The organism is Flavobacteriales bacterium (assembly GCA_016700415.1).
Lineage (GTDB): Bacteria > Bacteroidota > Bacteroidia > Flavobacteriales_F > PHOS-HE28 > PHOS-HE28.
Window position 1 is genome coordinate 1747466 of the sequence record CP065018.1, and the last position, 26669, is coordinate 1774134.

Consider the following 26669-nt stretch of genomic DNA (forward strand, 5'->3'; position numbering starts at 1 on the left):
CTTAGATCGAAGCCGCACCCAACATCAGCACGGGATTCTCCAACGAGGCCCGCACCGTTTGCAGGAAAGCCGCCCCCGTGGCACCGTCCACCACACGGTGGTCGCAACTCAAGGTGAGCTTCATGACATGGCCAGGCACCACCGCACCGTTCTTCACCACAGCGGTGTCCATGATCGCACCCACCGCAAGGATGCACGCATCAGGTGGGTTAATTATGGCCGTGAACTCGTCGATACCGAACATGCCGAGGTTGCTGATGGTGAAGGTGTTCCCTTCCCAATCTTGCGGCTGTAGTTTCTTGTCCTTGGCGCGCTTGGCGAATTCGCGCACCTCTGCACCGATAGTGCGCAAGGGCTTGGTGTCCGCGAACCGGACCACCGGTACCAGCAGGCCCTCTTCCACCGCCACCGCCACGCCGATGTGGACATGGTCGTTGTAGCGGACCTTGTCGCCCAGCCAACTGCTGTTCACCTTGGGATGCTGGCGCAGGGCCATGGCACAGGCCTTCACCACCAGATCGTTGTAGCTGACCTTGTCCGGGGCCACCGCCTTGTTGATGGCTTCACGGGCCGCCATGGCGTTGCCCATGTCCACCGCGATGGTGAGGTAGAAATGCGGTGCACTGAACTTGCTTTCCGCCAAACGCTTGGCAATGGTCTTACGCATTTGGCTCACCGGCACTTCGGTGAAGGACTCCACTTGCGCGGCCCCAGGTGCCGCGCCAGCGCCGAGATAGCTCTCAATGTCGCTCTTAGTAACGCGGCCATCATCGCCCGTGCCACGTACACGGGCAATGTCGATGCCCCGCTCTTCCGCGAGGCGCTTGGCCAAGGGACTCGCCTTCACGCGGCCATTGGACGTTGCAGCTTCCGCCATGGCGGTACGCATGGGCGCGAAAGCCTGTGTTGGTGCTGAAGTTCCTGCGCGTGCTTCGGGCTTTTGCCCAAGTTGTCGATCCGATGTAGGGTCGCTATCCTTAGCGCCCTTCTCCTCCTTTACCTCCTTCACTTCCTTTTCCTCCTTCACTTCCTCTTCCTCCTTCCCCGCTTTCACCTCAGCCTTCGCTTCCTTCAGGATCTTGCTGATGTCCTCTCCCTTCCTACCGATCACGGCCAGGAGCGAATCCACGGGTGCGGCCTCACCTGCCGCCACGCCTTGGTGCAGCAGTACGCCGTCATAATAGCTCTCGAACTCCATGGTGGCCTTGTCGGTCTCGATCTCCGCGAGGATATCCCCGCTCTTCACCGTATCCCCCACCTTTTTCAACCAACTGGACACCACCCCTTCGGTCATGGTGTCGCTGAGCTTGGGCATGTTCACGATCTCCGCCATGGTTCACTCTTTGATGAAAGGATAGTCCTTCTGCTTATACACGTCGATGTACAGTTCGTCCAATGGCGGATACGGGCTCTCCTCCGCGAATTTCACCGATGCTGCCACCTCCTCCTTGGCCTCATCGTCCATCTTCTCCAGTTGTGCTTCCGTGGCCCATTTTTCTCCCAGCAACTTCCTGCGTACATCCTCCAACGGGTCGCGGCGCTTGTAGTCCTCCACCTCCTCCTTGGTGCGGTAGCTGCCGGGGTCGCTCATGCTGTGTCCCCTGTACCTGTACGTCTTTATTTCCAGGAGGAAGGGACCGTTGCCCTCGCGCACATGGGCGGCCGCGTCCGAGAAGGCATTATGGACGTCCTCACAGCGCATGCCGTTCACCGGGGCTGCTGGCATCTCATACGAAAGCCCGAGCTTGTACAGATCATGCACATTGCTGGTGCGCTCCACGCTGGTGCCCATGGCGTAGTCGTTGTTCTCGATCACGAACACCACGGGCAGCTTCCAGATCATGGCCATGTTGAAGGTCTCATGCAGGATGCCTTGACGCACGGCACCGTCACCCATGAAGCAATAGGTCACTTGGTCCCCGCCGCGGTATTTGTCCGCAAAGGCGATGCCCGCACCCATGGCGATCTGGGCGCCTACGATACCGTGCCCCCCGAAGAGGTTGCGCTTCTTGTCGAAGAAGTGCATGCTGCCCCCCTTGCCTTTGCTGCTGCCGGTGATGCGTCCGTAGAGTTCCGCCATCACTTCCTTCGCCGGGGTGCCCAGCATCAACGGGTGAGCATGGTCGCGATAGGCCGTGATAATGCGGTCCTCCTTGCCCATCGCGGTGGAGAGACCGGCAAGAATGGCTTCCTGCCCGATGTACAGATGGCAGAACCCCCCGAATTTCTGCTGGGTGTAAAGCTGCCCGGCCTTCTCCTCGAAGCGCCGCATCAGCAGCATATCCTTGAACCAACGGAGGTAAGTGGCTTTGTCGAAGGTCCGGGTCTCCCCGGTGGGGTTTTCCTTTTTCCGGGGCTTGGATGAGTTCGCGGTCTTAACGGTCATTCCGGTCGTTATAAGAATGGGGTCTCAAAGATAGCCAAGGAGCACGGGGCTGTACGCTCAGCGCGGCTTCTTGCCGAGTTGGGCGCTGTCGAAACAGAGCGGCAGGAGCGTCTCCGCGCTGAAGGTCTCGATCACCGGGCCTTTCACGATGCCCATCAACAGGCGCATGGGTCCCTTTTGGCGGCGCTCCTGCTCCACCAAGGCCTGCCTGCAGATGCCGCAAGGTGTCACCGGCTTTGTACCCTTCACCTGCGGCACCACGATGGCGATGCTTTCCACTTCGCCTTTGGGCAGCACCGTCATGGCCGCATGCAGCGCGGTGCGTTCGGCACAGATGCCCGCTGGGAAGCTGGCGTTCTCCTGGTTGCTCCCCGGAACGATCTCCCCGCTTTCCATCCGTATGGCCGCACCCACCTTGAATTTGGAGTAGGGCGCATAGGCGTTTCGCGCGGCCTTCACCGCCAGTTCCAACAATTCCCTGTCATCGGCCGGTAGTGCCGACCAGGACGGATGCTGCAAATAGTGCAGCGCGATCTTGCGAGTGTTTGCCATGTTGGAAAAAGGGTGCCGAAGGTAGCGCCTGCATGGGTTGGTGATCGGAGTTTCTGGTACAGGGCGGAGGGTACATGATACCGAGTGCTTTCGATGCCCAGATCCGGCCGTCCCTAGCCTACTGTCCTCTACCACTGCTCACTGCCACTCCCCGCTTTCCCTTAGCTTGCCCCGCTTTTTCAATATGCAGCTTTCCCCCATCCTCCAGCAATTCGACCCCATCGCTCTTCGGGACATGGACGGTGTGGCCCTCCAGACCCGGATGGACACGAAGTACCTGTTCGGCATAGGGCGACTACCGCAGATACTGGAGACCCTCAGCAGCGAATACCGGATGCTGGAAGTGGACGGCCAACGAGGCAGCACGTACAGGACGCTCTATTTCGACACGCCGGAGCGGCAATTCTATTTCGACCACCACAACGGACGCAGCTTCCGGTCCAAGGTCCGAATGCGTGAATATGCAAGCTCAGGGGCCAGCTTTCTGGAGGTGAAGCGAAGGACCGGCCGAGGTGGCACCGATAAAAGACGCATCCCCATCCCTGCCATCATGGAACACCTCACGGGCGGGCAGGTAGCCTTCGTGGCCGAGGCAAGCGGCTTCACACGATCCTTGGTGCCCACGTTGTGGAATGAGTTCTTCCGCTATACGCTCGTTCACCGCGAACGTGCCGAGCGGCTCACCCTCGATACCTCGCTCTCCTTCCGGGACGCGAACGGCGAAGCCTCTTTGGCCAGCGTGTGCGTGGCGGAGCTGAAGGAAGGAAAAACCGGGCACGGTTCGCCCTTCGCAGCGCTTATGCGAGGGCTTCCTGCGCCGCCCGCCAGCTTCAGCAAGTACTGCATCGGCACGTTACTGCTGAACCCAGATATCAAGCACAACCAGTTCAAACCCATATTGTTGCACGCCCATCGCTTGGGCATCGCGGCATGAGATCAGACCAAACATGAAGATCTTCGGCATGAACCTCTTCCATGAGGACCTCTGGGAATTGCTGTTCAAGTTCGGCTTGGACGCGATCGTGGTCTTCATCCTGATCCGCCTGATCTATTATCCCATCCACCGCAAGAAGGAGAACCTCTTCACCTACTTCGTCTTCAATTTCCTCATTTTCTTCCTGTGCATTCTGATGAACAACGTGAAGCTGAGCATGGGCTTCGGCTTTGGGCTGTTCGCCGTGTTCAGCATCATACGCTACCGCACCGAACAACTGGAGGTGAAAGACATGACATACCTGTTCACCGCAATCTGCCTGGCCGTGATCAACGCCTTGGCCGGCAAAAAGATCAGCCTTGCGGAACTGCTCTTCACCAACGCGATGGTGCTCACCTTGGTGTATGTGCTGGAACAGGTATGGCTCACCCGGCACGAAGCCATGCGCATCTTGATCTATGAGCGGATCGAATTGATCAAACCGGTGAACAAGCAGGCATTGTTCACGGACCTGCAGGAGCGTCTGGGTATCCGTGTGAGCCGCGTGGAAGTGGGCCGGATCGACCTGCTGCGAGACACCGCCCAATTACGCGTGTTCTACTTTGAGGACGAGCAGGGGCACGAGAATTATCGGGAACCTATCCGGGACGACAACGACGACTAGTGTACCAACCCGTAAGCTCCTGAACTGTCTTCACCTCCCTTCTCCCTTCTGCGGCGTTGGAACATTTCGCCGTTGCTACGGCTACGCCGTACATGTTCCGCCTTGCATAAGGAAGAAATTGAGGCAAAGCCTTAGTTCACCAACTTACGGGTTAGCCTACTAGTGCTTTTCCACTAGAACGATCGCGTAGGCGCACACCCCTTCCTCCCGGCCCACAAATCCCATCTTCTCGTTCGTGCTGGCCTTGACGGACACGGCATCCTGATCAGTGCCCAACAGCTCGGCGATCGCGGCGCGCATGGCGTCCACATGGGGCCGCAACTTGGGTTTTTCCAGCACCACCGTGCAATCCATGTTGCCCACGGTCCAGCCTTTTTCGCGGAGCAGCTTCACCACGTGCGCAAGCAGTTTCCTGCTGTCGGCATCCTTCCAGGCCGCGTCGGTGTCCGGGAAGTGCAGGCCGATGTCCCCCAGCGCCACAGCGCCCAGAAGCGCATCACAGATGGCGTGGAGAAGCACATCGGCATCGCTGTGGCCCAGCCCGCCCTTATCGTGGGGTATCGCTATGCCGCCGAGCATGAAGGGGCGTCCCTCCACCAAGCGGTGGGAATCGTATCCGAAGCCGGTGCGGACCCTCATTCAGCCGCGTCCGCTTTCTTCTTGGCCTTGCCGTCGAAGTTGAAGCCGAGCGTGAAGCGCAGCGTGTTGGCCAAAGGGCTCTGCTGCGTGTTGGCGATGAGGTAGCTGAAATCAAGTGAGAAGATGCTGTAATTCACGCCGAGGCCCATGGTGAAATACTTGCGGTTGCCTTTCGTGGCCGCTTCCCAGAAGTAGCCCGTGCGGAACGCGAACTGCTTGGCATACCAGTATTCCAGACCACCACCGAAATAGATCTCACGCAATTCCTCCTTGAGCTTGCTACCGGATTCCACGTGCTGCACACCTTGGCCGTCGTAGTATACATTACCCGGTGCATCGCTGAAGGAACCGAAAATGCCCGAGGCGACGCCCCGGTTCGGGTCCTCACCGCTGAACACCACATAGTTCCCGTCATCGTCCACCACGGGTACCGCCACGCCGTCATCATCCGGCTCGGTCTTGTACACAGGCGGAGTGGGCACCAGCAGCTTGTTGATGTCCGCGTTGAAGGTGATCGTGTTGTAGGAGTCGATGTCCACGGTGAGCGCGGGGCCCAAGCGCAGGTTGATCGGCAGGAAGTCCGTGCGGGAGGTTTCGCTGTAGGACATCTTGTTGCCGATGTTGGAGATGTCCAGTCCAAAGGCGAAGGTGGCGTCCTTTTTGGCTATGAGCATCCGATCGTTGCGGTAGAAGAAGGATATGTCCGCTGCCACGGCCTGTCCGGCCTTGGTGTTGGCGCCGCTGACGTTCAGCCCTCCGGTGAGGTTGCTGTTAATGTACCGCAGGCTGATACCTCCGGCGAGCTGCTCGCTGAACTGCTGTGCGAAGGATACGTCCACGGCGAACTCCGCAGGTTTGAAGTCGCGGATGACGCCGCCGTTGATGTCCGTGAACGTGATGCTGCCCAAATTGAAGTACCGCAATGAACCGCCCAATGCACTGCGCTTGTTCAATTTTTTGTATCCCGCCAGATAGGCCAAGCTCATATCCGGCACCAAGTTCCTCAACCAGGGCGAAACGGAAATGCGGAATTCACCCTCGTTCTCGGCGAAGGCCAGCTTGCTGGGATTCCAGTGCAGTGCGTTCGCATCGGGAGGCAATGCCACCCCGGCATCGCCCATGCCTCCGGAACGTGAATCCGGGCCGATCATCAAAAAGGGCACGGCGGTGGTGATCGTATTCAGCCGTTCGCCACATTCCTGTCCACTTAGTTCACTGATGCAGGGGGTTGCGACCTGAGCAATGACACCGTGTCCAAAGGCAACGACGCAACAAAAGGCGGCAACGCGGGAAGGGAAGGTCATCGTCTGGTTCGTTCGGCTAAAGGGCGGCAAATATACGCGGGTTGCCGGGGGTTATTGTGTTGGGCAGGCGGGGTACGGGTTGGCGCGTTGCGGGTTACCCTTGGAGGGTCTCCATTCCACATTCTGAATTTTTCATTTTTCATTCCCGGCCAGAACAACCCCGCTCCCCTACCTCAGGATCACGAGCTTCTCGATCTTATCGGCGTTCTCGCCGGTGGGCGTGGTAATGCTCAGGCGGTAGACATACACGCCCCGGCCGATCTTGTCGCCGTTGTCGTCCAAGCCGTTCCAGGCCAACGGTTCGCTTCGGAAACCATCGCAGTCCAAGCGGCGGTTGAGGGTCTTGACCAATCGGCCGGAAACAGTGAACACCTGCACCTGGCAGTCCAAGACCGTGCAGGGCCTGTTATGCTCAAAATAGAACTCCGTGTGCGTGGTAAAGGGGTTGGGATAGTTCAGCACATGGGCCAATGCCAGCTCCGCTGTCGGGGCCACGACGAATTCAGTGCTCTTTTGGCTGCTGTTGTTATACACGTCCCATGCCTTGAGGTCCAAGGTGTGGCGGCCCTCGGAAAGGTCGCTCAACTTGTAGCGCACCTGTCCGCTTCTGTACGTGTCCTTGTCCGCTTCGTACCAGTCGTTCAGCACAATGGTGTTCTGGGTGTTGGCGTCCAATGTGGCGATCAGGTCATGGCCGATGCTGCTGCCCAAGGTATTGATGCCGCTATTATCGAACAATTTCGCGTAAAGCAACGGGGTCTCATTAGTGATGCCCCCGGGGACGAAGCTCTCATCGTTCATGTACAGTTGAATGTCGGGCCCCAAGGCGTCCGCAAGTGCGGTGTTGTCGGTGCCGCCCACCAGAGGGTCGTTCGTAAAGCCGCAGGCGTTGGTGGTGAGGCCTTCACAATAGACGGACACACGCCCCGAATCCACCCGGTAGTCGATATCCTTGGGCACGACGAAGGTGAAGTTGAACTGGCCGTTGGTGACCGTGGCGCGGCCGCGATAGATGATGTTCTTGCGCACCTTGAAGAGGAAGGGCGATGCGTTGAGGCCGGGATCGTTGACCAAAGTGGCAACGGCGGTCTTCTTATCGTACACCGTGGGCACCACCGTGCCGTTGAAATCCGCGAGCACCTGCCCATCCTGGCCGTTCACGGTGCCACTGATCCGCACCGTGGAGAGGGCCTTGATGGTGTCCATCGGGTTGCCCAACGTGTCGGTGATGGCCGTGATGACGGCTGCATTGCGCGCCATGGCCAATCGCATCGAAGGGTCGCCCAGCAAGCTGAAATTTCTGTGGTTGGGCGTCCCGGAGTTCCCTGCGGGCGTGGCATCCACCTTGGTCCGTCGGTAGATGTCGCCCAAGCGTTGGTCCCGGCCCTGCTCGTCCGTGGGCTTGAACACATAATCATAAAAGTCGTTGGATATCAGCTGATTCTGGCTACTGTAGGCCAAACGGGTCGTGGTCATCAGACCGATCCCGCCACCATTGGGGTTCAGGAACACATTCTCCCCCGCTGAAGTGCGGATCGGGTCGTCCCACCGGCTGAATTCGCAGGTGGCGGTCATGAACAAAGGCAGCCGCTCCAGGTTGGTCCAGCCCAAGATCGTGCCATTGTCCAAAAAGCGCTCATGGGCCCAGCCCACTTCCCCTCCGTGGCCCACATAGTTCACCAGCAGGGTGCCCTTCTGCACCCTGTCGCGCAGCTCCTTGTCCGCGTCCGGATAACGCTGGCCGCCGGGTGTGCTGTACTGCACATAAGCGTCAAGGTAGATCTTGTTGACGTTCAGGCATGGGGACTCCGCTTCCACGCGCATGGCCAAAGCGTCGCTGTTGAGCATGTGGACTTGTCCTTCGAAGCTAGCACCGCTCTGGTCATCGGCACAAAAGAGGACCGAATTGCGCCAATCCACTGCACCTCCGTCCCCACCTGTCGTGCAACTGCTGCCCCCTGCGTTGGAAAGGGTCAGCTTGTCGTAGTTCAGCAGTTTGTTCACCGCCGCCTGGGCCTGGTTCACGCTGCTCACCGGCAAACGGCCCACGCCCATGTCGATCAAGTCGTTCTGCTCCTCCCCCTCATCGTCGTCCAGGATCACGAAATAGTCGTCCGTGGTGTACGATTTGTTCAACGACCACGAATCATAGCTCTCAAAGGTGGGGATCCAGTTCTGATTGCTTGGGGCCAGCGAGAGGTTGTTGTACGATCCATCCCCGAAGAGCAGCAAGTACCGGGGCATTAAGGAAGGATCCGTGCCGGCCCGGTCGTAGAGCATCTTCATGTACCGTTTGATGGCCGTGCCGTCGCGTTGTCCGGAGGAGAACTCATTGAACACCTGCTGTGGCGTCACCATCACCACGGAAAGACCTTCTTCCGTGCGGCGCTGGGCCAAGCGACCGGCCTCGCCTAAGAATTGGGGCGGGCACACGATCACCAGGTCCGTCGGGATCGGGGTGCCATGAAGGTCTTGCGCGGCGATCCTCCCGATGGCCACAGGCTGCAACAGGCCGGTCCCCTTGAAGGCGATGAATTCGCGGAGGCTGTCCGTGGCCACCATGTAGCTGATCTGCCCGTTGTTCACCGCGGCCTGCACCTCGCGCACGTCCGTAGGGTCGGACACCTCCCAGATATGTTGCACGGCACCGGCCTGGTCCAACGTGAAGTTCGCGATGCGGCCCGGTCCTACCGTGTTCAGGTCACGGAAGGCCAACTGATCGCCGGTCATCCGCAGGTCACGCCGGGCGTTCACCTCGATGTAGTCCATGTAGCCAATGGAGGTGATCGGGTCGTACTTGTTGTAGGTGACGGAAATGGGAAGGCTGTTGCCGGACGCCGTTACACCCCATAGCGTGCTCACATAGTTTCCAAATGGGGAGGTCTCGCTGGTGCCCACCGAGAGGATATTGATGTTGCGGGCAGTGCCTGCGGCCTGCACATTGAATGAACTGGCCCCACCGATGGACCGTCCCAGCAGATTCACCTTCAACCACGTTGTGTCCGTGGAACGGAGATTCGGCATGGTGAAGTTGTAGTTGTAGGTGGTCACCTGATCGTAGATCTCGCTGAACATGATGCGGCCGGACTTGATCAGGTTAACCCCATCGTTGTCGATCATCTGCCGGTCATTGAACGCCGTGGCCTGGTCCGTGGCGGGGCCATCGCTCAGCACCGCGTTCGAGATACGCTTGGGCGGGTCCGTCCCGATACCGATGAAGTAGCTGGATGAATCGGTGTACACATTCTTCACATGGTTGAAAAGCCGACCATCTGCGCTCCGCTCCCAACGCGTGGCCCCGGAGGCGAAAAACAGGATGCGGTCCCCCGGTCCAAAAGTCCCGTCCCCACCATCATCCACGCGGATGGCATTGAGCAGCAGGTCCGTGGGCAGATGGGGCAAGTTGGTGAACGGCAAAAGGCCCGCATGGTTGCCGTAGACATTGATGGCGTCGGATGTCAGGTTGCCGAGGTCCACCCCCAGTTGCTGCAGAAACTGATAGGAAAGCTCATAAACACCCGTGGTCGGCACGGTGAACCGGTACCAATCACCGTTGGCCAGCTTGGAATGGTCCGGATAGATGTTCGCCCGCTGACCGCCTCGCGGGGTATGGTCCTCCACGATGGAAAGCCGGTAGGATGCGAGCCTTTCGATCTGCCCGGTCGCTGCGTTACGGCGGTACGGCTCGATATCCACCAAGGCATTGGGTTGTTTGCGCGAGCTACGGAGGGTGGTATGGAGCACGGGTTCGGAGCCGGGCTGCCCAAGTCCGGGCAAGGCGGCCACTTCATCGGCGGTCATTGGTTTCCACTCCGGCTCTGTCAAGTAGGCTGTGAAGCCGGTGGTCCCCATGGAAAGGACCCTGCGCTCATGGATAAGGGGCAGTGCACTTCGGCCTCCATCAAAGATCGCCTTGTCCCACCAGGACGGAAGGCCCGGGACTGCTTTTTCGGCCGGTGCCGGAGCAAGGGAGGTTAATGTCCTTGTCGGGGTGGCGGGTGCCGGGGTCTTCAGCAGTGAACCCGCCTGTTGGGCTGAAACAGCTGTGGATACGAGGATGAGGAGGGGGCCGAGGAAGGCGCGCATGCTGGGGAAATGGACGGTTTTCAACAGGATCGGAGCGAAAGTATAACTTCGGCCCGCCCCGTCATGAACATTCCGTGAACGACCTTCACGCGTTCTTATTGCGAGGGCAATAACAACGAAGTGCCGCGCGCTACGTATACTTGGCGGTCTTAAAAGACATAGAACGATCGTGTAGCATGAGAATATGGACCGGCAGAAGTGTCGCCCTCGGGCTTGCACTGAGTCTCTTTGGGGCATTGGCCGCGCTTGCGCAGGACCCCCAGTTCACTCAGTTCTATGCGAATCCCCTGTACCTGAACCCGGCGTTCGCAGGCACGGCCCGTTGTCCACGCGTGGTGTTGAACTACAGGAACCAATGGCCGGCGCTCAGTGGCACCTTCGTCACCACCAGCGCTAGTTATGACCAGGACGTGCGTGGCATCATGGGCGGTCTGGGCCTCTTGGTGACCAGCGACCAAGCGGGCAAGGGCACCCTGAACACCACAACGGTCAGCGGCATTTATTCCTACACACAGGCCGTCAGCCGCAAATTTTCCATCAAGGCTGGATTCCAAGCGACCTACTTCCAGAAGTCGCTGGACTGGAACAAGCTCACTTTCGGGGATATGATCGACCCGCACCGCGGCTTCGTCTACGCCACCAACGACGTGCCCCGGGGCGGTAGCGTCGGCAATGCCGATTTCTCCGCCGGGTTCTTGGGCTACACCGATGTCTTCTTCGTGGGGATCGCGGCCCATCACCTTACCGAACCGAACGAGTCGCTGATCGTTGGAACGAGCAAGATGCCCATGAAGATCACGGCCCATGCCGGCGCTGCCATCCCCTTGGGGGTGCGGGGCAAGTACGGCGCGCCCAAGACCAAGCTTTCGCCGAGCATACTATACCAGCAACAAGCCGCGTTCCGTCAATTGAACTTGGGCCTCTACGTGGACCACGGCCCGATCATGGCCGGTGTTTGGTACCGCTCCCGCGACGCCTTCATCGCCCTCATCGGCTTCCACACCGACCACCTCAAGTTCGGCTACAGCTACGATGTCACCACAAGCAAGCTCACCACCGCCACCGCGGGTTCGCACGAGGTCAGCTTGACCCTGCAATTCGACTGCAAGAAGAAACGTCGCCGGGTACGCACAGTGCCCTGCCCCACGTTCTAAGCCAAGGAACCTGCACGAACACATGAAGACCATGAACCTGTCACGGAACATAGGCCTGCTCGCCTGCACCGCCATCCTGCTCAGCAGCTGCCGGTTTGAACAGAGCACCTCCACGGGCTGGAATTACAACGACTCGAAGAACGGCGGCTTTGAAAAGGCTCCTTTCGAGGATCAGGAGACCGGCCCCGGACTGGTCTTGGTGGAGGGCGGACAATTCACCATGGGCCGTGTGGTGGACGAGCTCACCCACGACTGGAACAACATCCCCCGTACCGTCACCGTGTCCTCCTTCTATATCGACGAGACCGAGGTGACCAACCTGCACTGGTGCGAATACCTCTACTGGTTGAGCCGCGTGTACGGTGCCGACTATCCCGAGATCTACAAGAAGGCGCTGCCTGACACCTTGGTGTGGCGCAGCAAGCTCGCCTTTATGGAGCCCAAGGTGGAATACTACCTGCGCCATCCGGCCTACCGCGATTATCCGGTGGTAGGCGTGAACTGGCTGCAAGCGAGCGATTATTGCGCTTGGCGCGGCGACCGCGTCAATGAGGCGATCCTGATCCGCGAAGGCCTCTTCGAGCACTATCCCAACCAGATCAACGAGGACCACTTCACCACGGACAGCTACTTGGCCGGACAGTACGAGAGCGGCAAGAAAGTGGACGGCGTGCAGGACTTCAACCCCAACGTCGACACACGTAACGTGCGCATGGAGGACGGCATCGTACTGCCCCGTTACAGGCTCCCGACCGAGGCTGAATGGGAGTTCGCGGCCTATGGCCTGGTGGGCAACACCGTGGACGAACGGATCGTGGAACGCCGCGTCTATCCATGGAACGGCCACTTTGTCCGTTACGATAACCGCAAGAAGGGCGGCACCTTCTTCGGCGACTTCCGCGGCAACTTCATGCGTGGCAAGGGTGACTACATGGGCGTAGCCAGCAGCCTCAACGACAATGCGGACATTACCGCGCCCGTGTTCAGCTACTGGCCGAACGACTACGGCCTCTATAACATGGCCGGCAACGTGAGCGAATGGACCATGGACGTGTACCGCCCCCTGAGCTTCGAGGACGCGGACGGCCTGCAGCCTTTCCGTGGCAACGTTTTCAAGACCAAGGTGCTCAACAGTGACGGGGCCATCGCCGACAAATACGACAAGGTGATCTACGACATCAGCGGTGTGAAATATTGGCTCACCGAGTTCCAGACCAAGATGCAGGGGCGCGCATCCGAGGAGGAGGCCAAGCTGATCGACGACCTGATGGTGAAGATCGAACAGGCGGCGGACCTCTACAACCAGCGTAAGTCGGATCCCGCCAACCAGCTCGTGCAGGACATGGTGGACATGATCAAGGCGCAGGACCTGGAGATCTGCCCCAAACTGCTCGCCGGCCTGAGCGAATACCAGGAGAGCCAACCTGGTGAGGTGAAGGAGCGCAGAGTGACGGTGGAAGAGAACATCGACCGGCGCAACTACCGTGAGTCGGACAACATTGATTACGTGGACGGCGACTTGGAGAGCAGCATCTATTACGAGGACGTGGAGCATGAGGGGAACCCCATGTATGATTGGGGCAAGACCACGCTGATCAACGACCACTCCCGTGTGTACAAAGGTGCCAGCTGGGCGGACCGCATCTACTGGGCCAACCCCGGCACGCGCCGCTACCTCGATGAGCGCCAAAGCACCGCCACCATCGGCTTCCGTTGCGCGATGACCCGCGTGGGCAGCCCCGTGGGCTTAGGCGACGACAAGCGCCGGAGCAAGCTGAGCAAGTAGTTTTTGACCAACTTCCGAAAGGCCCCGCAGCTTGAATGCTGGCGGGGCCTTTTCTTTGGGGTGTTCAGTTGTCAGTTGTTCGTTGTCAGTTGTCAGGCGTTGCCGCGCCATACTGTTGCAAGAAGTTGTCAGCAAATGCGGTCGGCAGCCGTCAGATCACCGATCAGCAATTAGAGTTCTCTGCGCCTCCGCGCCCTGCCTGCCGGCAGGCAGGTCCGCGGCCAATCTTCCGATCGTCACCCATGTCCTCACTCCACACCCTCTTCCTCGCCTCCACCGGGGTCTGCACGGATACCCGCAAGCTCCTTTCCGGCAGCATCTTCTTTGCCCTGAGCGGACCGAACTTCAACGCCAATGCCTTTGCCTCAAAAGCTCTGGAAGGCGGCTGCTCCCATGCCGTGGTGGACGACCCCGCCGTGGCCGTGGACGCGCGCTACGTCCTGGTGCCTGACGTGCTGAAGGCCCTGCAGGATCTCGCCCTGGAGCACCGCCGCGCGCTGGACATCCCCGTGATCGCCATCACCGGAACCAACGGCAAGACCACCACCAAGGAATTGCTGCATGCTGTGCTGGATCCGGACCGTTCAACCTTGGCCACCGAGGGCAACCTCAACAACCACATCGGGGTGCCGCTCACCCTGCTGAAATTGAAGCCGGAGCACCGGATCGCCATAATCGAGATGGGCGCCAGCAAGCGCGGCGACATCGCTGAGCTCTGCACCATTGCCGAGCCCACGCACGGCCTCATCACCAACATCGGCAAAGCCCATCTGGAAGGTTTCGGCAGCCTTGAAGGCGTGGTGCGCACCAAGACCGAGCTCTACAACTGGCTCCGCACCCACGGCGGCATCGCCTTCGTGAACGGCGACGACCCGCTGCTGATGGCCGAAAGCGAAGGACTGGACCGCGTGACATACGGCGTAGGGCCACATTGTGACGTGCGCGGAGCTGCGGAAGAGGGCGAAAACCACTACCTGCATTTCATGTTCGAGGATGCCCAACGCGACGGCCGTTGGCACGGCGAAACACAGCTCGTGGGGAACTACAACCTCCACAATGCGCTCGCTGCCGTCTGCATCGGTCGCCATTTCGATGTGCTCGATGACCTGATCATCAACGCCATTGACGAATACGTGCCCGCCAACAGCCGCTCCCAACTGAAAGACACCGGCCGCAATGAACTGGTGCTGGATGCCTATAACGCCAACCCCACCAGCATGGCCGCGGCCTTGGAGAATTTTAAGGGCCTGCGCAGCGACCGCAAAAAGCTCGTCATCCTCGGGGACATGCGGGAGCTCGGCGAGACAAGCCTAACAGAGCACGAGGCCATCGTCAACCTCGTAAAAACGCTCGGACTGGACGCCATCCTCGTTGGCGAAGAATTCATGAAGGCCGCACCGGAAGTGCCCGTGCGCCGCTTTGCGAATGCCGCCGCCGCCGTGGAGGCTTTGAAAGCCGCCCACCCCAAAGACCTGTTGATCTTGGTGAAAGGATCAAGAGGCGTGAAACTGGAAGAAGTGGTCGGGGTGTTGTGAGCGCGAGGTTAGCGGGAGGTACGCTGATCGTTATGATCAGTGATGACCTGATCCACTTTTCAGGGGTTCCCACAGGGTCATCGTCTTCGAGACCCTGTTTTGGAACCATCTTAAACCCATATACCCCTATTTTCTTATATTGGTACCCATATCCAACTCGCGTGCCGATGAAAACGACCATTGAACTTCCGGAAGCCCTTTTCGACAGGGCAAAGCGATATGCACGTGCCCACAAGACCACATTGAAGGCGTTGATCGAACAGGGCTTACGGCTTAAGCTCGCGGAAAAAAAGGATACGGCCACATTCAAACTGCGCGATGCCAGTGTGGCGGGTAAAGGACTATCTCCCGAATACAGGGATGCATCCTGGGAGCAGCTTCGCGATGCACTTTACAACGGCCGGGGTGCATGATCGCGGTCGATACCAACCTGCTCGTTTACGCACATCGCAGGGATTCCCCATTCCACAAAATTGCTTTCCGTGTGTTGATCGGGCTAGCTGAAGGCCGCTCACCTTGGGCTATTCCGTGGCCCTGTTTGCACGAATTCCATGGCATAGTCACCCATCCTCGCATCTATACGCCACCAACGGACCTTGACCGTTCCGTAGCCCAGTTGGATGCTTGGACGGCTTCGCCAACACTCCAATTGATCGGGGAAAACGATCTGTACTGGCCAACTCTACGCGACCTGCTTACCAAGGCGCGCATTGTAGGCCCCATGGTGCATGACGCGCGGATAGCCGCCTTGTGTATTTGCCACGGGGTTCAAGAACTCTGGTCGGCAGATCGCGATTTTGGCCGTTTTCCTCAACTTCAGGTCCGTAACCCCTTGATAAGTGACACATAGCGGGCCTTTACGGGTTCTGCGACTTTGTTTCCACCGCGGGCCTTTCGGCAGCCCGTAGAGTGCATGCTAAAATTTTTCTCGCACAGGTCTCCGCCTCGGGAACATGAGCTAACAAGATGAATTGCCCTGTTTATCTTGTGTGCATCATGCCTGACGAAAAGGTCGTCGAACGGAAGACCGTGACCCTGGAAGCGCTGGACCACAACGGTCAGCGCCGGATCGCCTTACGTTTTCCATATGATCTCGAGTTGATCGCCATCGCCAAGACGATCGGTGGCCAATGGAGCCAGAACCAGAAGTGCTGGCATGTAGAAAATGGCAGCACGAGCATGAAGGCCATTTTCGCAGCGTACAAAGGATCGGCATGGGTCAATGCGGATGCGCTGTTCACGAAGAAGGAAAGCACGCATCGAACTTCAGGAAAACAGATCGCTGGCGCTCCGGCCAGCAAAGTGCCACGAACACCTGAGGTGCCGTTGAAGGCCACCCAAACGGAAGCGCTGCAACGCATGCAGCAAAAATTGGAGATCGCCCGGTACAGCCCCCAAACCATCAAGACCTACCTGAGCGCGACCAAGAACCTCTTCGTGCATTTTTCGGACAAGCATCCCAACGACATCCGTACCGTGGACATCGAGCGCTACCAGTATTACATGGCCTCTGAACGCAAGGTGAGCAACAGCACTTTGAACCAGGTGGTGAACGCCGTGCGGTATTACTATAAGGATGTGCTCGGCGATGCGCAACGCGTGAAGTTCATTGAGCGTCCACGTCGCGAACGCAAATTGCCCAGCGTGCTGAGCGAAGAAGAGGTGGCCGCACTGCTGAAGGCTGTGGACAACCTCAAGCACCGCTGCATCCTGATGTTGATCTACTCGGCCGGTCTCCGGCTGGGTGAGTTGCTGGCTTTGGAGCGGACGGACATCATCCCCGAACGCAAGCAAGTGCTTATCCGCGGAGGTAAAGGCGGCAAGGACCGTGTATCACTGCTGAGCGACAGGATACTTACCCAACTGACCCAATATCTCGAAGCCTACACACCAAGCACCTTCCTGTTCGAAAGTCCGGATGGCGGCATGTATTCGGCCACGAGCGTGCAAATGGTCTTCAGGCGGGCGTTGAAGAAGGCAGGCATCACCGCTCCGGCCACGGTCCACACCCTCCGCCACTCCTTTGCGACACACCTTTTGGAGAATGGAACGGACCTACGCTATATTCAAACGCTCTTAGGGCACAGTTCAAGTAAAACCACCGAGATCTACACGCATGTTAGCACCAAGGCCATTGGCAAGATCCGAAGCCCTTTGGACAACTTGGACCTGTGAGGGGTCTATGTTGCTTTACCCTCCCCAATAGTGAGATAGACAACACTCCCCCTCACAAACTGATGGTGAAATAAACCACATATAGCGTCTACCCACTAGTTAGCGGTCATTGTAAACGACACCGTAGAAAATAGAAATCTTAAACAAAAATAGAAATGGACAAAAAAAGCATTGGACAAAAATTTTTATTTCCCACTAACTAAAATAATCATTGGACTTATTGTCTGTGGTGTAATTGTTAGCGTAGGACAATTATTAGTAGGTAAACTGTTAAACTTAACGGAATTAGATAAGGATATAAAAAACTTAATAAATGGAATAGTGGTTGCAATTCTTGCATTAGTTTCGTATGTAACATTATATAAATTTTACGAAAAAAAGAGAAATTAAAAGAATTGTCAAAAAATGGACTTTTCAAAAGTGTGACAATAGGAATTATTTTAGGTGTTTTACTACAATGATTGACAATACTTGTTAGTTATTTAAAAGGTGGTTATTCAATTGTTTCAATAAACCCAATTCTTTTTTAGTCCCACCATTTGCAATGGCTTTTACTTCTGCAATTTTCGAAGAAATTTTAATGAGAGGTATAGTATTTAGAATAACAGAAGAGAAATTAGGAAGTTATTTTGCATTATTTATATCCGCAATTTTATTTGGAGCAATGCACCTTGGAAACCCTAATAGTTCATTAACAGCTGCACTTGGACTTGCAATACAAGCAGGACTTTTATTAGCATCTGCCTATATTTATTCCAGAAATTTATGGTTTCCAATTGCAATTCACTTTGCTTGGAATTTTACACAATCTGCAATATTCGGAGCAAATGTTTCCGGTAATTCAATTTCAAAAACATTAATTACTTCTAAAATAGAAGGAGCAGAATGGTTTACAGGTGGACAATTTGGACCAGAAGGTTCAATTCAAGCAACAGTTTTTTGTTTCATTGTGACAATAATTCTATTGATTTTGAGCCATAAAGAAGGAAAAATAATAGCACCATATTGGAAAGGAAAATCATAACTAAAAAACAACGAACCGCTAACATGGGTTTGGCAAAAGTGGGGCTGAAGTGCTAAATTGAACATTTGTACTTTCTATTAGCTTTTGTGCTAAATTTGAACTTTGGTACTTTTTAATCCCCACCTTCGCCAAGCCCAAAAACGTTATGGCAACTCTAAAAACACACAGTGAACAAGACAACTTCCATATTGACACTAATACTTCAAATGACTTTGACATTTGTTGCAACTTCACTTTTGACAAGTTGCAACAATAACAATTTGACAAGCATTCCGACAACCCGAGTAGACACTATAAACACTCAAGCAAGACGATTTTTCACTTTTACACCTATTACAGCAGACGAATTTCAAAAAGAGTTTAAAAACAATTACAACGCACCTTTCTTAACTGGCATTGTCGACACATCAAAACTTGAAAAAGCATTTGCATCTATTGAAAAGACTTACAATGACAGCGAAAAAGAACTTGCGGGCCACGAATTGTGTAAATCGCCAAGATGCCTTACTTCCTTTAAAGCTTATTATCCTTCGTTTGACTTGTATTTGTTTGAAATATTAGACTATCATTACGCAAAAGCAAGTTTTGTATATGCGAGCACAAACGAAATGGCATCGGGACATCAAAGATTTAGAGGCGACTATGGCATAATGTCAAAAGACGGACTTTGGGTTGGTTTGGAAAGAGGTGATTGCGACAATTACCTTCAAATTGAAATTTGTAAATCTTCAAAAAATGGTGTGTGGTCTATTTTTACATTTGACTTTAATTCTATTGACATTAACGAGGAAATTAAGAACGCAATATTTTGGGCTGACAAAAACACGATTTACATTGCTACTAAAGAATACGACAAAAATGACAAAGTTTTATCACTGTATTACGCATTTAAATTTGACTATTAACTTGACAAAAAGAGCAGCCTATAACAGAACCTACAAGAAATTGGCGGTTCAGTGGTTAAATGAAGCTTTGTGCTTCGTATCAAGTTTTGTAGTGGCAGACAGTTTTGTGCTTCGAAATCGCCAACTTCTTAAACCCGCAAACCGTCATAGGCAAATAAAATGAGACACTGTATTTACATAGCGACACTACTTCTTTGGACGACTTTTTCGTTTGGACAAACTGTGCAACGCCAGAAGGGTGAAACCGCAGTTCAATTTGCGACAAGGTTTAAACCCGACAGTTCTATTTTGACTTACAAAGTCGTAGAGACAAAGTGGAACGCTTTTCCTGTTATACTCGCGTTCTACGACCAGATTTATAAATTATCAGACGACCAACAAACCTATCATCGCATTGTTGCGACAATTTATTTTGAACTTAGCAACTATCGTTATAGCAAAGACCCCATTGGCACAATTGACACTGAAGGTGGCGACCCGACTATTGAAGCAGCGTTTTTTGCTAATGCTAACACCGGACTGGCAACAGAACTAATTATTGTTGCATCTTGGGAACAGCGACATTATGAGGTTGACGGGACACTCTACGGGACTTTTGTATATGAGCATTCAACTGCAAACGGACGGTTTAATGCAAAATTTCTAAAAGACATTAGCGAAAAACTGGACGGTGGTTGTGAATGTAGTTGGAGTGACGGGACAAGTAAGAAAGCAAAATTTAAAACAGAGGCGGACATAAAAGCAGAACTAATACGACTTGGCTACCAACAACAATGACACATTATTTTGACACAATATGACTTCGGACAAGTAGCTTGGCTGCCCATAAACAAGGGGTTTTCGATAGCGGGGGTTCCGTGCTCCGCAGACACATTTGAGCAAAGTGGAAGTTCAGTTCTCCACATGAAGTTTTGTGCTAAAACTCCCACCATTGCAAACCCCCGGTCCGTTAGCGGTAATTGTAACGACACACATGAGACACTTAATTAACATCGGACTTTTGCTACTTCTTCTGACTGCTTGCTCTGACAGTGGACAAGTCAATTCCACCGTGACGACTGAAAAAACTTTTCAAACAAATGATACTGTAATTGGTAGCAAGACCATTACAGACGAAATCGCTGGCTCTGCTTATAGACAAAAGGCGACTGGTTATTTTGTAGTTGTCGGCAAAGACACTTCAGACTTTACTTGCATTTTCTATAAGTTAAAAGAAACAGAAGGCGGGACTGTAGGAATGAGTGTTCGTTTTGAAAAAGGGACAATGACTTACAGACAGCGTATGGACGAACTAAAATTAATAGTTCCCAAAGCAGCTAAAGACTATAACTTTGACTCACTAACCTCAATCACTTTTGGGCGACTTATTTTAAGTGGCGACCTTGCTGTTGACATTACAAATCAGTATAGACAAACCTTCGGGACAAGTAACAAACTTGACGACTATACAACGGTTGGACAGTTTCTTGTAAAATCAAAATTAGGGACTGACTTAGACAATCTATTCAGACCGTATTCAATTTCGACTGACAATGTTTCTATTGAACATTTGTTCTTTACGCCTAAGAAAGAACTTTATTGGGCAAGTAAAATTGAGACTGACAGTGCAAACGTTCCAGACAAAATTATCGACTGTTTGACTTGGGTAAAACTGACAAAGAAATGAGAACAACTACCGCTAACAAAGGGTTTGCAATAGCGGGGGTGACGTGCCTCGCAGACAATTTTGTGCTGGGTGCAAGTGTAGTGCTTCGTATTAAATTTGGTGCTAAAAACCCCCGCCATCGCAAACCCTTGGAACGTTATGCGGCATTTTAGAACAGACAACTAAACGACAAGAAAGTGGACATTTTAAAATCAAACTATAACATTATTTCGACATTACTTTTTGTAGTGTTCATTTTAGTGGCTCACGTTTTTTCGACAGACAATTACGACTGGACAAAAAACACAATTAGCGACCTTGGGGCTCAGGGTTATGAAAAGAAACTAATTATGCAAATTGGTTTTTTAGCGTTCGGACTGACCTTATCTATTGGACTTTTTCTTAATGGTCTTACTTGGCGGACAACACCAATATTAATTTACGGACTTTGTGTAGCATTGACAGGTATTTTCTGCACAAAACCATTCGTTGACCTCGACACATACTCGACAACACAATCGACACTTCACTCGACCTTCGCTCAAATAGCTGGTGTGACATTTAGTGTTGGTATTTTGACACAAATATTTTTCACGACAGATAACAACTTAAAATATATTCATATTTCATTTTTCATTCTTGTAATTGGACTTTCAGCGACTTTTGGACTATTGAAAAATTACCAAGGCATTGCACAACGACTTTTATATTTGACAAGTTTTATATGGCTAGTAAAATATTACAAACCTTGACGACAAAAGAAAAACGACCGCATAACACGGGTTTTGCGTTAGTGGGCAGACAGTGCGAATAGAAACATTTGAGCAATTAATAAACGTTGGTGCTGGCAGACAGTTTTCGGTTTCAAAAGCCCACCAACGCAAAGCCCGAAACCGTTGTATGCCATTACATTTGACAGCTCATGAATTTTGACTTTCACGACAAATACAAAGATTACTCTAACATTGACTTGCTAAAAATTGTTAGGCGACCAACTGAATATCAAGTTGCAGCGGTTGACGCAGCGACACAAATTCTGAGTGCAAGAGAAGTCACACATTCTGAGTTAGAGCAAGTGGACAACTATTTTGATGAAATAGATACCGAAACAAAACGCAAGACAGACAAAATCAATTCATACAAAGAAAAGACTGCTGATTTTTTTGAACCTGTACTTAACCCGACAAGCGAAGTAAAACCTGAAAAGTGGCTAAATATTTTGCTTCTTGTAATTGGCTTACAATACCTATGGACACTTTACATCAACATTAGCGACTTAGTAAGATTTGTAAAGTTCGTAATTGATTGCAAATTGTATGGCTTTGACAGTTCTAATGAAACAGTAAGTTATTGGACATGCTTTTCAAGTCGGTTTGACCCACTTGTATTTTTTCAAATAGTGACGCTTATTTATGTGCCAATCATTTTCTATCTCTTGTTCAAAAGAAAACTTTGGGGTTGGATATTGTTATTTGCAGACACTTTGTTCGGACTTATTTCACTTATTAGCCAGTCGTATATATTTTTCAAATATCAACAGTATCATCAAGGTGACACAGTTTCGTTTTTTACACAGATTATTATAAAAGGACTCTTCGTCTTCTTCTTATGGAGAAACTATATTTCTGACTTCTTCAATGTTTCAATGGAAATTAAAAAGAAGACAGCAATCATAACGACAATTGTAACAGTTCTGTTTATTCTTTCAATACAGCTATTCGTTTAACAAGTAACGGCATACAACATTGGTATTGCTGCAAGTGTGGCTGGACGTTGAAACTTCGGCTGTGTGCCCCTCGCTCCCGCAAGTCTTCCCGACCTAACGACAAAGTGAGCTCCTGACTCAAATGGTCGGGGCGACTTGTGGGGATGTTCTCAGTAGTCGACCAAGGCGCAGGAGCATTCGGCAGTCTTCAGACTGCTGCACAGAACTACCTACAGAGAAGTAGACATTGGAACGAAGACCATTTGTTGAGTCCTTTCGAGGTGTTCAGCCCTCCTCTGTGTGAAGTCCGAAGACTTCACGGATAAGAATCGATGAAAGCATCTACCTCACCCACAAGTCGCCCCGGCTGAACATGCTGGAACGCAAAGTCTGATTGGCCGGGAAGACTTGCGGGAGCGAGCGGAGTAGATAACCCCAATCCTGTCCTATGTCTTATGTTCCATGCGCTGACCCGATGCAAGCATAGGACATAAGACAACCAACATAAGACAAGAGACGCACTTCCGGCACCTACCCTTCCTTCAGCACGCTCCTTCCGATCACGATCCGCTGCACCTCGCTGGTGCCCTCGTAGATCTGGGTGATCTTGGCGTCGCGCATCAGGCGTTCCACGTGGTATTCCTTCACGTAGCCATAGCCGCCATGCACCTGCACGGCTTCCACGGTGGTCTTCATGGCCACTTCGCTGGCGAAGAGCTTGGCCATGCTGCTGGCGCGGTCATAGTCCAGGTGCTGGTCCTTTAGCCAAGCGGCTTTCAGGCAGAGCAGGCGGGCGGCCTCGATCTCCGTGGCCATGTCGGCCAGTTTGAAGGCGATGGCCTGATGCTCGCTGATGGGCTTTCCGAATGCCTTGCGCTCCTTGCTGTAGGCCAAGGCCAGTTCGTAGGCGCCGCTGGCGATGCCAAGGGCCTGTGAGGCGATACCGATGCGGCCACCGGCCAAGGTCCGCATGGCGAACTTGAAGCCGAAGCCGTCCTCACCGATGCGGTTGGCCTTGGGCACCTTCACGTCCTGGAACATCAAGGTGTGGGTGTCGCTGCCGCGGATGCCGAGCTTGTCCTCCTTCGCGCCGACGACGAAGCCGGGCATGCCCTTCTCCACGATGAGGCAGTTGATCCCTTTGTGGCCTTTGGCGACATCGGTCTGTGCCATCACCAAGTAAGTGCTGGCGGTGCCGCCGTTGGTGATCCAATTCTTGGTGCCGTTCAGCAGGTAGTGGTCGCCTTTGTCGATGGCGGTGGTGCGCTGGCTGGTGGCATCGCTGCCGGCCTCGGGCTCGCTGAGGCAGAACGCACCGATCACCTCTCCTTTCGCCAAGGGCACGAGGTACTTCTGCTTTTGCTCCTCATTGGCGAATTCCTCCAGGCCCCAGCATACGAGGCTGTTGTTCACGCTCATCACCACGGAACAGCTGGCGTCCACCTTGCTGATCTCCTCCATAGCCAGCACGTAGCTGATGGCGTCCATGCCGCCGCCGCCGTACTTGGGGTCCACCATCATGCCTAAGAAGCCGAGCTCGCCGAGCTGCTTGATCTCTTCCTTGGGGAAGCGTTGCTCACGGTCGCGGTCGATCACGCCGGGCTTCAGGACGTTCTGGGCGAAGTCACGGGCGGCATCGCGCACGGCTTTCTGTTCCTCGTTGAGTTCGAAATCGAAGCCGGAAGTGGTCGTGGTTTGCATGAATGCGGACAATTGATGTGATGGCCGCAAATGTAGCGGATACCTTCGCCCCGGCAGCCCCATTGGCAGGCACGAATGAAGGAAGACGTGAACAGCGCACGCGTGATCGGCGTGATGAGCGGCAGCTCGTTGGACGGGATCGATCTGGCGTTGTGCCATTTTGCCAAGGATGGAAAGCAGTGGTCATTCACCATTGAAAAGGCCGTGACCGTTCCTTACGATGGGGCCATGCACGAACGGCTTCTGCACGCCACGGGGACGAGCGGTTTGGAATTGGCCCGTTTGCACCGGGACATCGGCATTGCTATCGGGAATGCTTGTCACGATCTGCTGCCGGGCACCACCGCCGACCTCATCGCATCGCACGGCCACACGATCTTTCACCAGCCGGGCGAAGGCCTCACGGTACAGGTGGGAGACGGCGCGCGCATTGCGGCGCTTGCCGGTCTTCCCACCGTCTGCGACTTCCGCAGCATGGACGTGGCCTTGGGCGGGCAAGGTGCTCCGCTGGTGCCCTTCGGTGAGCGCATGCTCTTCCCGGACCACAAGGCTTTTGTGAATTTGGGCGGTATCGCAAACATCGCCATTCACCACGGAAAGCAGACCACTGGCTATGACGTCTGCCCCTGCAACCAAGCCTTGGACCTGCTGGCGGGCGAGGCCGGCATGGCTTATGACGCGAATGGTGCCTTGGCCCGCACGGGAGAGGTGAACATGGAGCTGCTCGGAAAGCTGAACGCCTTGGATTTCTACAAGCAGGAACCGCCGCGTTCCTTGGGCCGGGAGTGGTTCGATGAACAACTGAAGCCATTGATCGTCTCGGACCTTCCGCTGAAGAACCGGCTGCGCACGGTGATCGAGCACATCGCCCTGCTGATCGCCCAGGAACTGGACAAGGCCAAGGTGGAAAGCGCACTTTTCACCGGCGGCGGGGCACACAACAGGTTTCTGATCGAGCGGATCGCCGCACTGGGCAAGGCCAGGCCGGAGCTGCCTTCCGCTGAGCTGATCGACTACAAGGAAGCGGTGATCTTCGCCTTTCTCGGCCTGATGCGCATCCGGGGTGAGGTGAACACCCTGGCGAGCGTTACCGGCGCTTCCCGGGACAACATCGGGGGAGCGGTCCACCTTCCCAATTAACACCGGGTAAGGGATAACCCCGTCCAACAGGTCCGATCGCCCCGTCCGCCCCGGCTAATTTTGGGCTTCGGAAGCTGAGAAGAGCACATGAGGGAAGCATTGAAGAAGTTCGAGGAGCATGAGCCCGAAGTAGTGTTCGAATGGCATGATGGTCCCACCGATGCGAAGGGCTGGGTGGTGATCAACAGCCTGCGCGGCGGGGCCGCCGGTGGTGGCACGCGCATGCGCAAGGGCTTGGACAAGCGCGAGGTGATGAGCCTGGCGAAGACCATGGAGGTGAAGTTCACCGTGAGCGGACCGGCGATCGGCGGGGCCAAGAGCGGTATCAACTTCGACCCGATGGACCCGCGCAAGGGCGAGGTGTTGGACCGCTGGTTCAAGGCCGTGATCCCCCTGCTGAAAGCCTACTACGGCACCGGCGGCGACATGAACGTGGACGAGCTTCACGAAGTGATCCCGATCACCGAGCGCCACGGTCTGTGGCACCCACAGGAGGGCGTGGTCAATGGACATGCCACAACGGACCAAGGCGCCAAAGTGCGCATCCTCGGGCAGCTGCGCACGGGTGTGAGCAAACGGGTGGAAAACCCCGAATTCACCCCCGTTCCGGGGAAATTCGCCGTGGCGGACCTGATCACAGGCTGGGGCGTGGCCCAAAGCGTGATCCACCACTACCGCATCCACGGGGGCGGAGTGAAAGGCAAACGCGTAGCCGTGCAGGGCTGGGGGAACGTGGCGGCCGCAGCGGGCTACTACCTGAGCCGTGAAGGCGCGCTCATCGTCGGTATCATAGACCGGCACGGCGGTACCGTGGCCCCCGAAGGCCTAAGCACTCAGACGGTGGAAACACTCTTTTTGGAAAAGGACGGCAACGCATTGCGTATGCAGGACATCCTGCCGTTCGACACCGTGAACGAGAAGATCTGGGATTGCGGTGCGGAAGTTTTCCTCCCTTGCGCCGCCTCGCGCTTGGTGACCCGCGTGCAGGTGGACTGCCTGTGCGCCGCCGGGCTGGAGGTGATCGCCAGCGGCGCCAACGTGCCCTTCGCCGACCTGGAGATCTTTTACGGCCCCATCGCCGAACATGCCGATCAGAAGGTCAGTGTGATCCCGGACTTCATCGCCAACTGCGGCATGGCGCGCGTCTTCGCCTATTGCACGCAGGACGGTGCGGAACTCACCGACAAAGCCATCTTCGAGGATGTGAGCCAAGTGATCGGAAAGGCGTTGGAGAAAGTCCATGCCAAGCACAGTGGCAAGAACCTTGTCACCAGCACCGCCTTCGAGATCGCACTGGCCCAGCTTACCTGAGAAAATTTCCGACGCACTACCGC

General features: G+C 54.7%; 21 protein-coding genes and 2 pseudogenes. 16 read left to right on the plus strand and 7 right to left on the minus strand.

What is annotated here, in order from left to right; all coding sequences use genetic code 11:
* Position 1: 1 nt before the first annotated feature.
* Genes IPP95_07315 through IPP95_07325 form a run of 3 tightly spaced genes read right to left on the minus strand, consistent with a single transcriptional unit; the run spans position 2 to position 2938 of the window.
* Entirely contained in the window at positions 2 to 1333 is a 1332-nt protein-coding gene (locus tag IPP95_07315) for a 2-oxo acid dehydrogenase subunit E2 (GenBank protein ID QQS74007.1), read from the minus strand.
* A 3-nt stretch (positions 1334 to 1336) separates the two neighbouring features.
* A complete protein-coding gene (gene pdhA / locus IPP95_07320; GenBank protein ID QQS74008.1) occupies positions 1337 to 2386 on the minus strand; it encodes a pyruvate dehydrogenase (acetyl-transferring) E1 component subunit alpha in 1050 nt (349 codons plus the stop codon).
* 57 nt (positions 2387 to 2443) lie between these two features.
* On the minus strand, positions 2444 to 2938 hold the full coding sequence (locus IPP95_07325) for a cytidine deaminase (GenBank protein ID QQS74009.1): 495 nt from the start codon (positions 2936 to 2938) through the stop codon (positions 2444 to 2446).
* Positions 2939 to 3122: 184 nt separating this feature from the next.
* Between IPP95_07325 and IPP95_07330 the strand changes: the two genes are divergently transcribed.
* On the plus strand, positions 3123 to 3872 hold the full coding sequence (locus IPP95_07330) for a polyphosphate polymerase domain-containing protein (protein QQS74010.1): 750 nt from the start codon (positions 3123 to 3125) through the stop codon (positions 3870 to 3872).
* Between the two features lie 13 nt (positions 3873 to 3885).
* Positions 3886 to 4536: a DUF4956 domain-containing protein gene (locus tag IPP95_07335; protein ID QQS74011.1), complete on the plus strand. Its 651-nt coding sequence runs from the start codon at positions 3886 to 3888 to the stop codon at positions 4534 to 4536.
* Positions 4537 to 4695: 159 nt separating this feature from the next.
* On the opposite strand, the gene IPP95_07340 is transcribed toward IPP95_07335, so the two are convergent.
* The 3 genes from IPP95_07340 to porU all read right to left on the minus strand — a co-directional run bounded on the left by IPP95_07340 (position 4696) and on the right by porU (position 10589).
* Entirely contained in the window at positions 4696 to 5175 is a 480-nt protein-coding gene (locus IPP95_07340; GenBank protein QQS74012.1) for a 2-C-methyl-D-erythritol 2,4-cyclodiphosphate synthase, read from the minus strand.
* Positions 5172 to 6479 (minus strand): type IX secretion system outer membrane channel protein PorV, encoded by a 1308-nt coding sequence (gene porV / locus IPP95_07345; protein ID QQS74013.1) that lies wholly within the window; start codon positions 6477 to 6479, stop codon positions 5172 to 5174. Before porV ends, IPP95_07340 begins: the two co-directional genes overlap by 4 nt.
* Positions 6480 to 6647: 168 nt before the next feature.
* Entirely contained in the window at positions 6648 to 10589 is a 3942-nt protein-coding gene (gene porU / locus IPP95_07350) for a type IX secretion system sortase PorU (protein QQS74014.1), read from the minus strand.
* Between the two features lie 152 nt (positions 10590 to 10741).
* Here porU and IPP95_07355 point away from each other — a divergent pair, with 152 nt between their 5' ends.
* From IPP95_07355 to IPP95_07410, 12 genes and pseudogenes are all read left to right on the plus strand, one after another.
* On the plus strand, positions 10742 to 11719 hold the full coding sequence (locus IPP95_07355) for a type IX secretion system membrane protein PorP/SprF (GenBank protein QQS74015.1): 978 nt from the start codon (positions 10742 to 10744) through the stop codon (positions 11717 to 11719).
* 31 nt (positions 11720 to 11750) lie between these two features.
* Positions 11751 to 12878, plus strand: a pseudogene (locus tag IPP95_07360) (SUMF1/EgtB/PvdO family nonheme iron enzyme).
* Between the two features lie 869 nt (positions 12879 to 13747).
* The gene (gene murF, locus IPP95_07365; GenBank protein QQS74016.1) at positions 13748 to 15040 is read left to right on the plus strand and encodes a UDP-N-acetylmuramoyl-tripeptide--D-alanyl-D-alanine ligase; all 1293 of its coding nucleotides are present in this window, start codon (positions 13748 to 13750) and stop codon (positions 15038 to 15040) included.
* Between the two features lie 167 nt (positions 15041 to 15207).
* Positions 15208 to 15453, plus strand: coding sequence for a DUF2191 domain-containing protein (locus IPP95_07370; GenBank protein QQS74017.1), 246 nt, complete (start codon positions 15208 to 15210; stop codon positions 15451 to 15453).
* Positions 15450 to 15890 carry a PIN domain-containing protein gene (locus IPP95_07375; GenBank protein QQS74018.1) on the plus strand — a complete coding sequence of 147 codons (441 nt, stop codon included), beginning with the start codon at positions 15450 to 15452 and terminating at the stop codon, positions 15888 to 15890. The genes IPP95_07370 and IPP95_07375 overlap by 4 nt, the downstream gene beginning before the upstream one ends.
* Positions 15891 to 16036: 146 nt before the next feature.
* Entirely contained in the window at positions 16037 to 17215 is a 1179-nt protein-coding gene (locus IPP95_07380; protein QQS74019.1) for a tyrosine-type recombinase/integrase, read from the plus strand.
* A 171-nt stretch (positions 17216 to 17386) separates the two neighbouring features.
* A pseudogene (locus IPP95_07385) lies at positions 17387 to 18239 on the plus strand (CPBP family intramembrane metalloprotease).
* 260 nt (positions 18240 to 18499) lie between these two features.
* Positions 18500 to 19144 carry a hypothetical protein gene (locus tag IPP95_07390; protein ID QQS74020.1) on the plus strand — a complete coding sequence of 215 codons (645 nt, stop codon included), beginning with the start codon at positions 18500 to 18502 and terminating at the stop codon, positions 19142 to 19144.
* Positions 19145 to 19366: 222 nt separating this feature from the next.
* Positions 19367 to 19921 (plus strand): hypothetical protein, encoded by a 555-nt coding sequence (locus IPP95_07395; GenBank protein QQS74021.1) that lies wholly within the window; start codon positions 19367 to 19369, stop codon positions 19919 to 19921.
* Positions 19922 to 20195: 274 nt separating this feature from the next.
* Entirely contained in the window at positions 20196 to 20810 is a 615-nt protein-coding gene (locus IPP95_07400; protein QQS74022.1) for a hypothetical protein, read from the plus strand.
* Positions 20811 to 20986: 176 nt separating this feature from the next.
* Entirely contained in the window at positions 20987 to 21541 is a 555-nt protein-coding gene (locus IPP95_07405) for a DUF998 domain-containing protein (GenBank protein ID QQS74023.1), read from the plus strand.
* Positions 21542 to 21711: 170 nt separating this feature from the next.
* On the plus strand, positions 21712 to 22515 hold the full coding sequence (locus IPP95_07410; protein ID QQS74024.1) for a hypothetical protein: 804 nt from the start codon (positions 21712 to 21714) through the stop codon (positions 22513 to 22515).
* A gap of 510 nt (positions 22516 to 23025) precedes the next feature.
* Here the strand turns inward: IPP95_07410 and IPP95_07415 are convergent.
* Positions 23026 to 24195, minus strand: a complete 1170-nt coding sequence (locus tag IPP95_07415; GenBank protein QQS74025.1) for an acyl-CoA dehydrogenase — start codon at positions 24193 to 24195, stop codon at positions 23026 to 23028.
* Between the two features lie 75 nt (positions 24196 to 24270).
* On the opposite strand from IPP95_07415, the gene IPP95_07420 reads away from it, so the two are divergent.
* Both IPP95_07420 and IPP95_07425 read left to right on the plus strand, forming a co-directional pair.
* A complete protein-coding gene (locus IPP95_07420; GenBank protein QQS74026.1) occupies positions 24271 to 25335 on the plus strand; it encodes an anhydro-N-acetylmuramic acid kinase in 1065 nt (354 codons plus the stop codon).
* 87 nt (positions 25336 to 25422) lie between these two features.
* Complete coding sequence (locus tag IPP95_07425; GenBank protein ID QQS74027.1) at positions 25423 to 26646, plus strand: amino acid dehydrogenase; 1224 nt, start codon at positions 25423 to 25425, stop codon at positions 26644 to 26646.
* Positions 26647 to 26669 lie beyond the last annotated feature (23 nt).

Coding starts and splice junctions, on each gene's coding strand:
- IPP95_07380 (QQS74019.1), top strand. CDS start 16,037: ATGCCTGACGAAAAGGTCGTCGAACGGAAGACCGTGACCCTGGAAGCG.
- IPP95_07330 (QQS74010.1), top strand. CDS start 3,123: ATGCAGCTTTCCCCCATCCTCCAGCAATTCGACCCCATCGCTCTTCGG.
- IPP95_07340 (QQS74012.1), bottom strand. CDS start 5,175: ATGAGGGTCCGCACCGGCTTCGGATACGATTCCCACCGCTTGGTGGAG.
- IPP95_07370 (QQS74017.1), top strand. CDS start 15,208: ATGAAAACGACCATTGAACTTCCGGAAGCCCTTTTCGACAGGGCAAAG.
- IPP95_07335 (QQS74011.1), top strand. CDS start 3,886: ATGAAGATCTTCGGCATGAACCTCTTCCATGAGGACCTCTGGGAATTG.
- IPP95_07420 (QQS74026.1), top strand. CDS start 24,271: ATGAAGGAAGACGTGAACAGCGCACGCGTGATCGGCGTGATGAGCGGC.
- IPP95_07415 (QQS74025.1), bottom strand. CDS start 24,195: ATGCAAACCACGACCACTTCCGGCTTCGATTTCGAACTCAACGAGGAA.
- porV (QQS74013.1), bottom strand. CDS start 6,479: ATGACCTTCCCTTCCCGCGTTGCCGCCTTTTGTTGCGTCGTTGCCTTT.
- IPP95_07410 (QQS74024.1), top strand. CDS start 21,712: ATGAATTTTGACTTTCACGACAAATACAAAGATTACTCTAACATTGAC.
- murF (QQS74016.1), top strand. CDS start 13,748: ATGTCCTCACTCCACACCCTCTTCCTCGCCTCCACCGGGGTCTGCACG.
- IPP95_07325 (QQS74009.1), bottom strand. CDS start 2,938: ATGGCAAACACTCGCAAGATCGCGCTGCACTATTTGCAGCATCCGTCC.
- IPP95_07375 (QQS74018.1), top strand. CDS start 15,450: ATGATCGCGGTCGATACCAACCTGCTCGTTTACGCACATCGCAGGGAT.
- pdhA (QQS74008.1), bottom strand. CDS start 2,386: ATGACCGTTAAGACCGCGAACTCATCCAAGCCCCGGAAAAAGGAAAAC.
- IPP95_07315 (QQS74007.1), bottom strand. CDS start 1,333: ATGGCGGAGATCGTGAACATGCCCAAGCTCAGCGACACCATGACCGAA.
- IPP95_07425 (QQS74027.1), top strand. CDS start 25,423: ATGAGGGAAGCATTGAAGAAGTTCGAGGAGCATGAGCCCGAAGTAGTG.
- IPP95_07355 (QQS74015.1), top strand. CDS start 10,742: ATGAGAATATGGACCGGCAGAAGTGTCGCCCTCGGGCTTGCACTGAGT.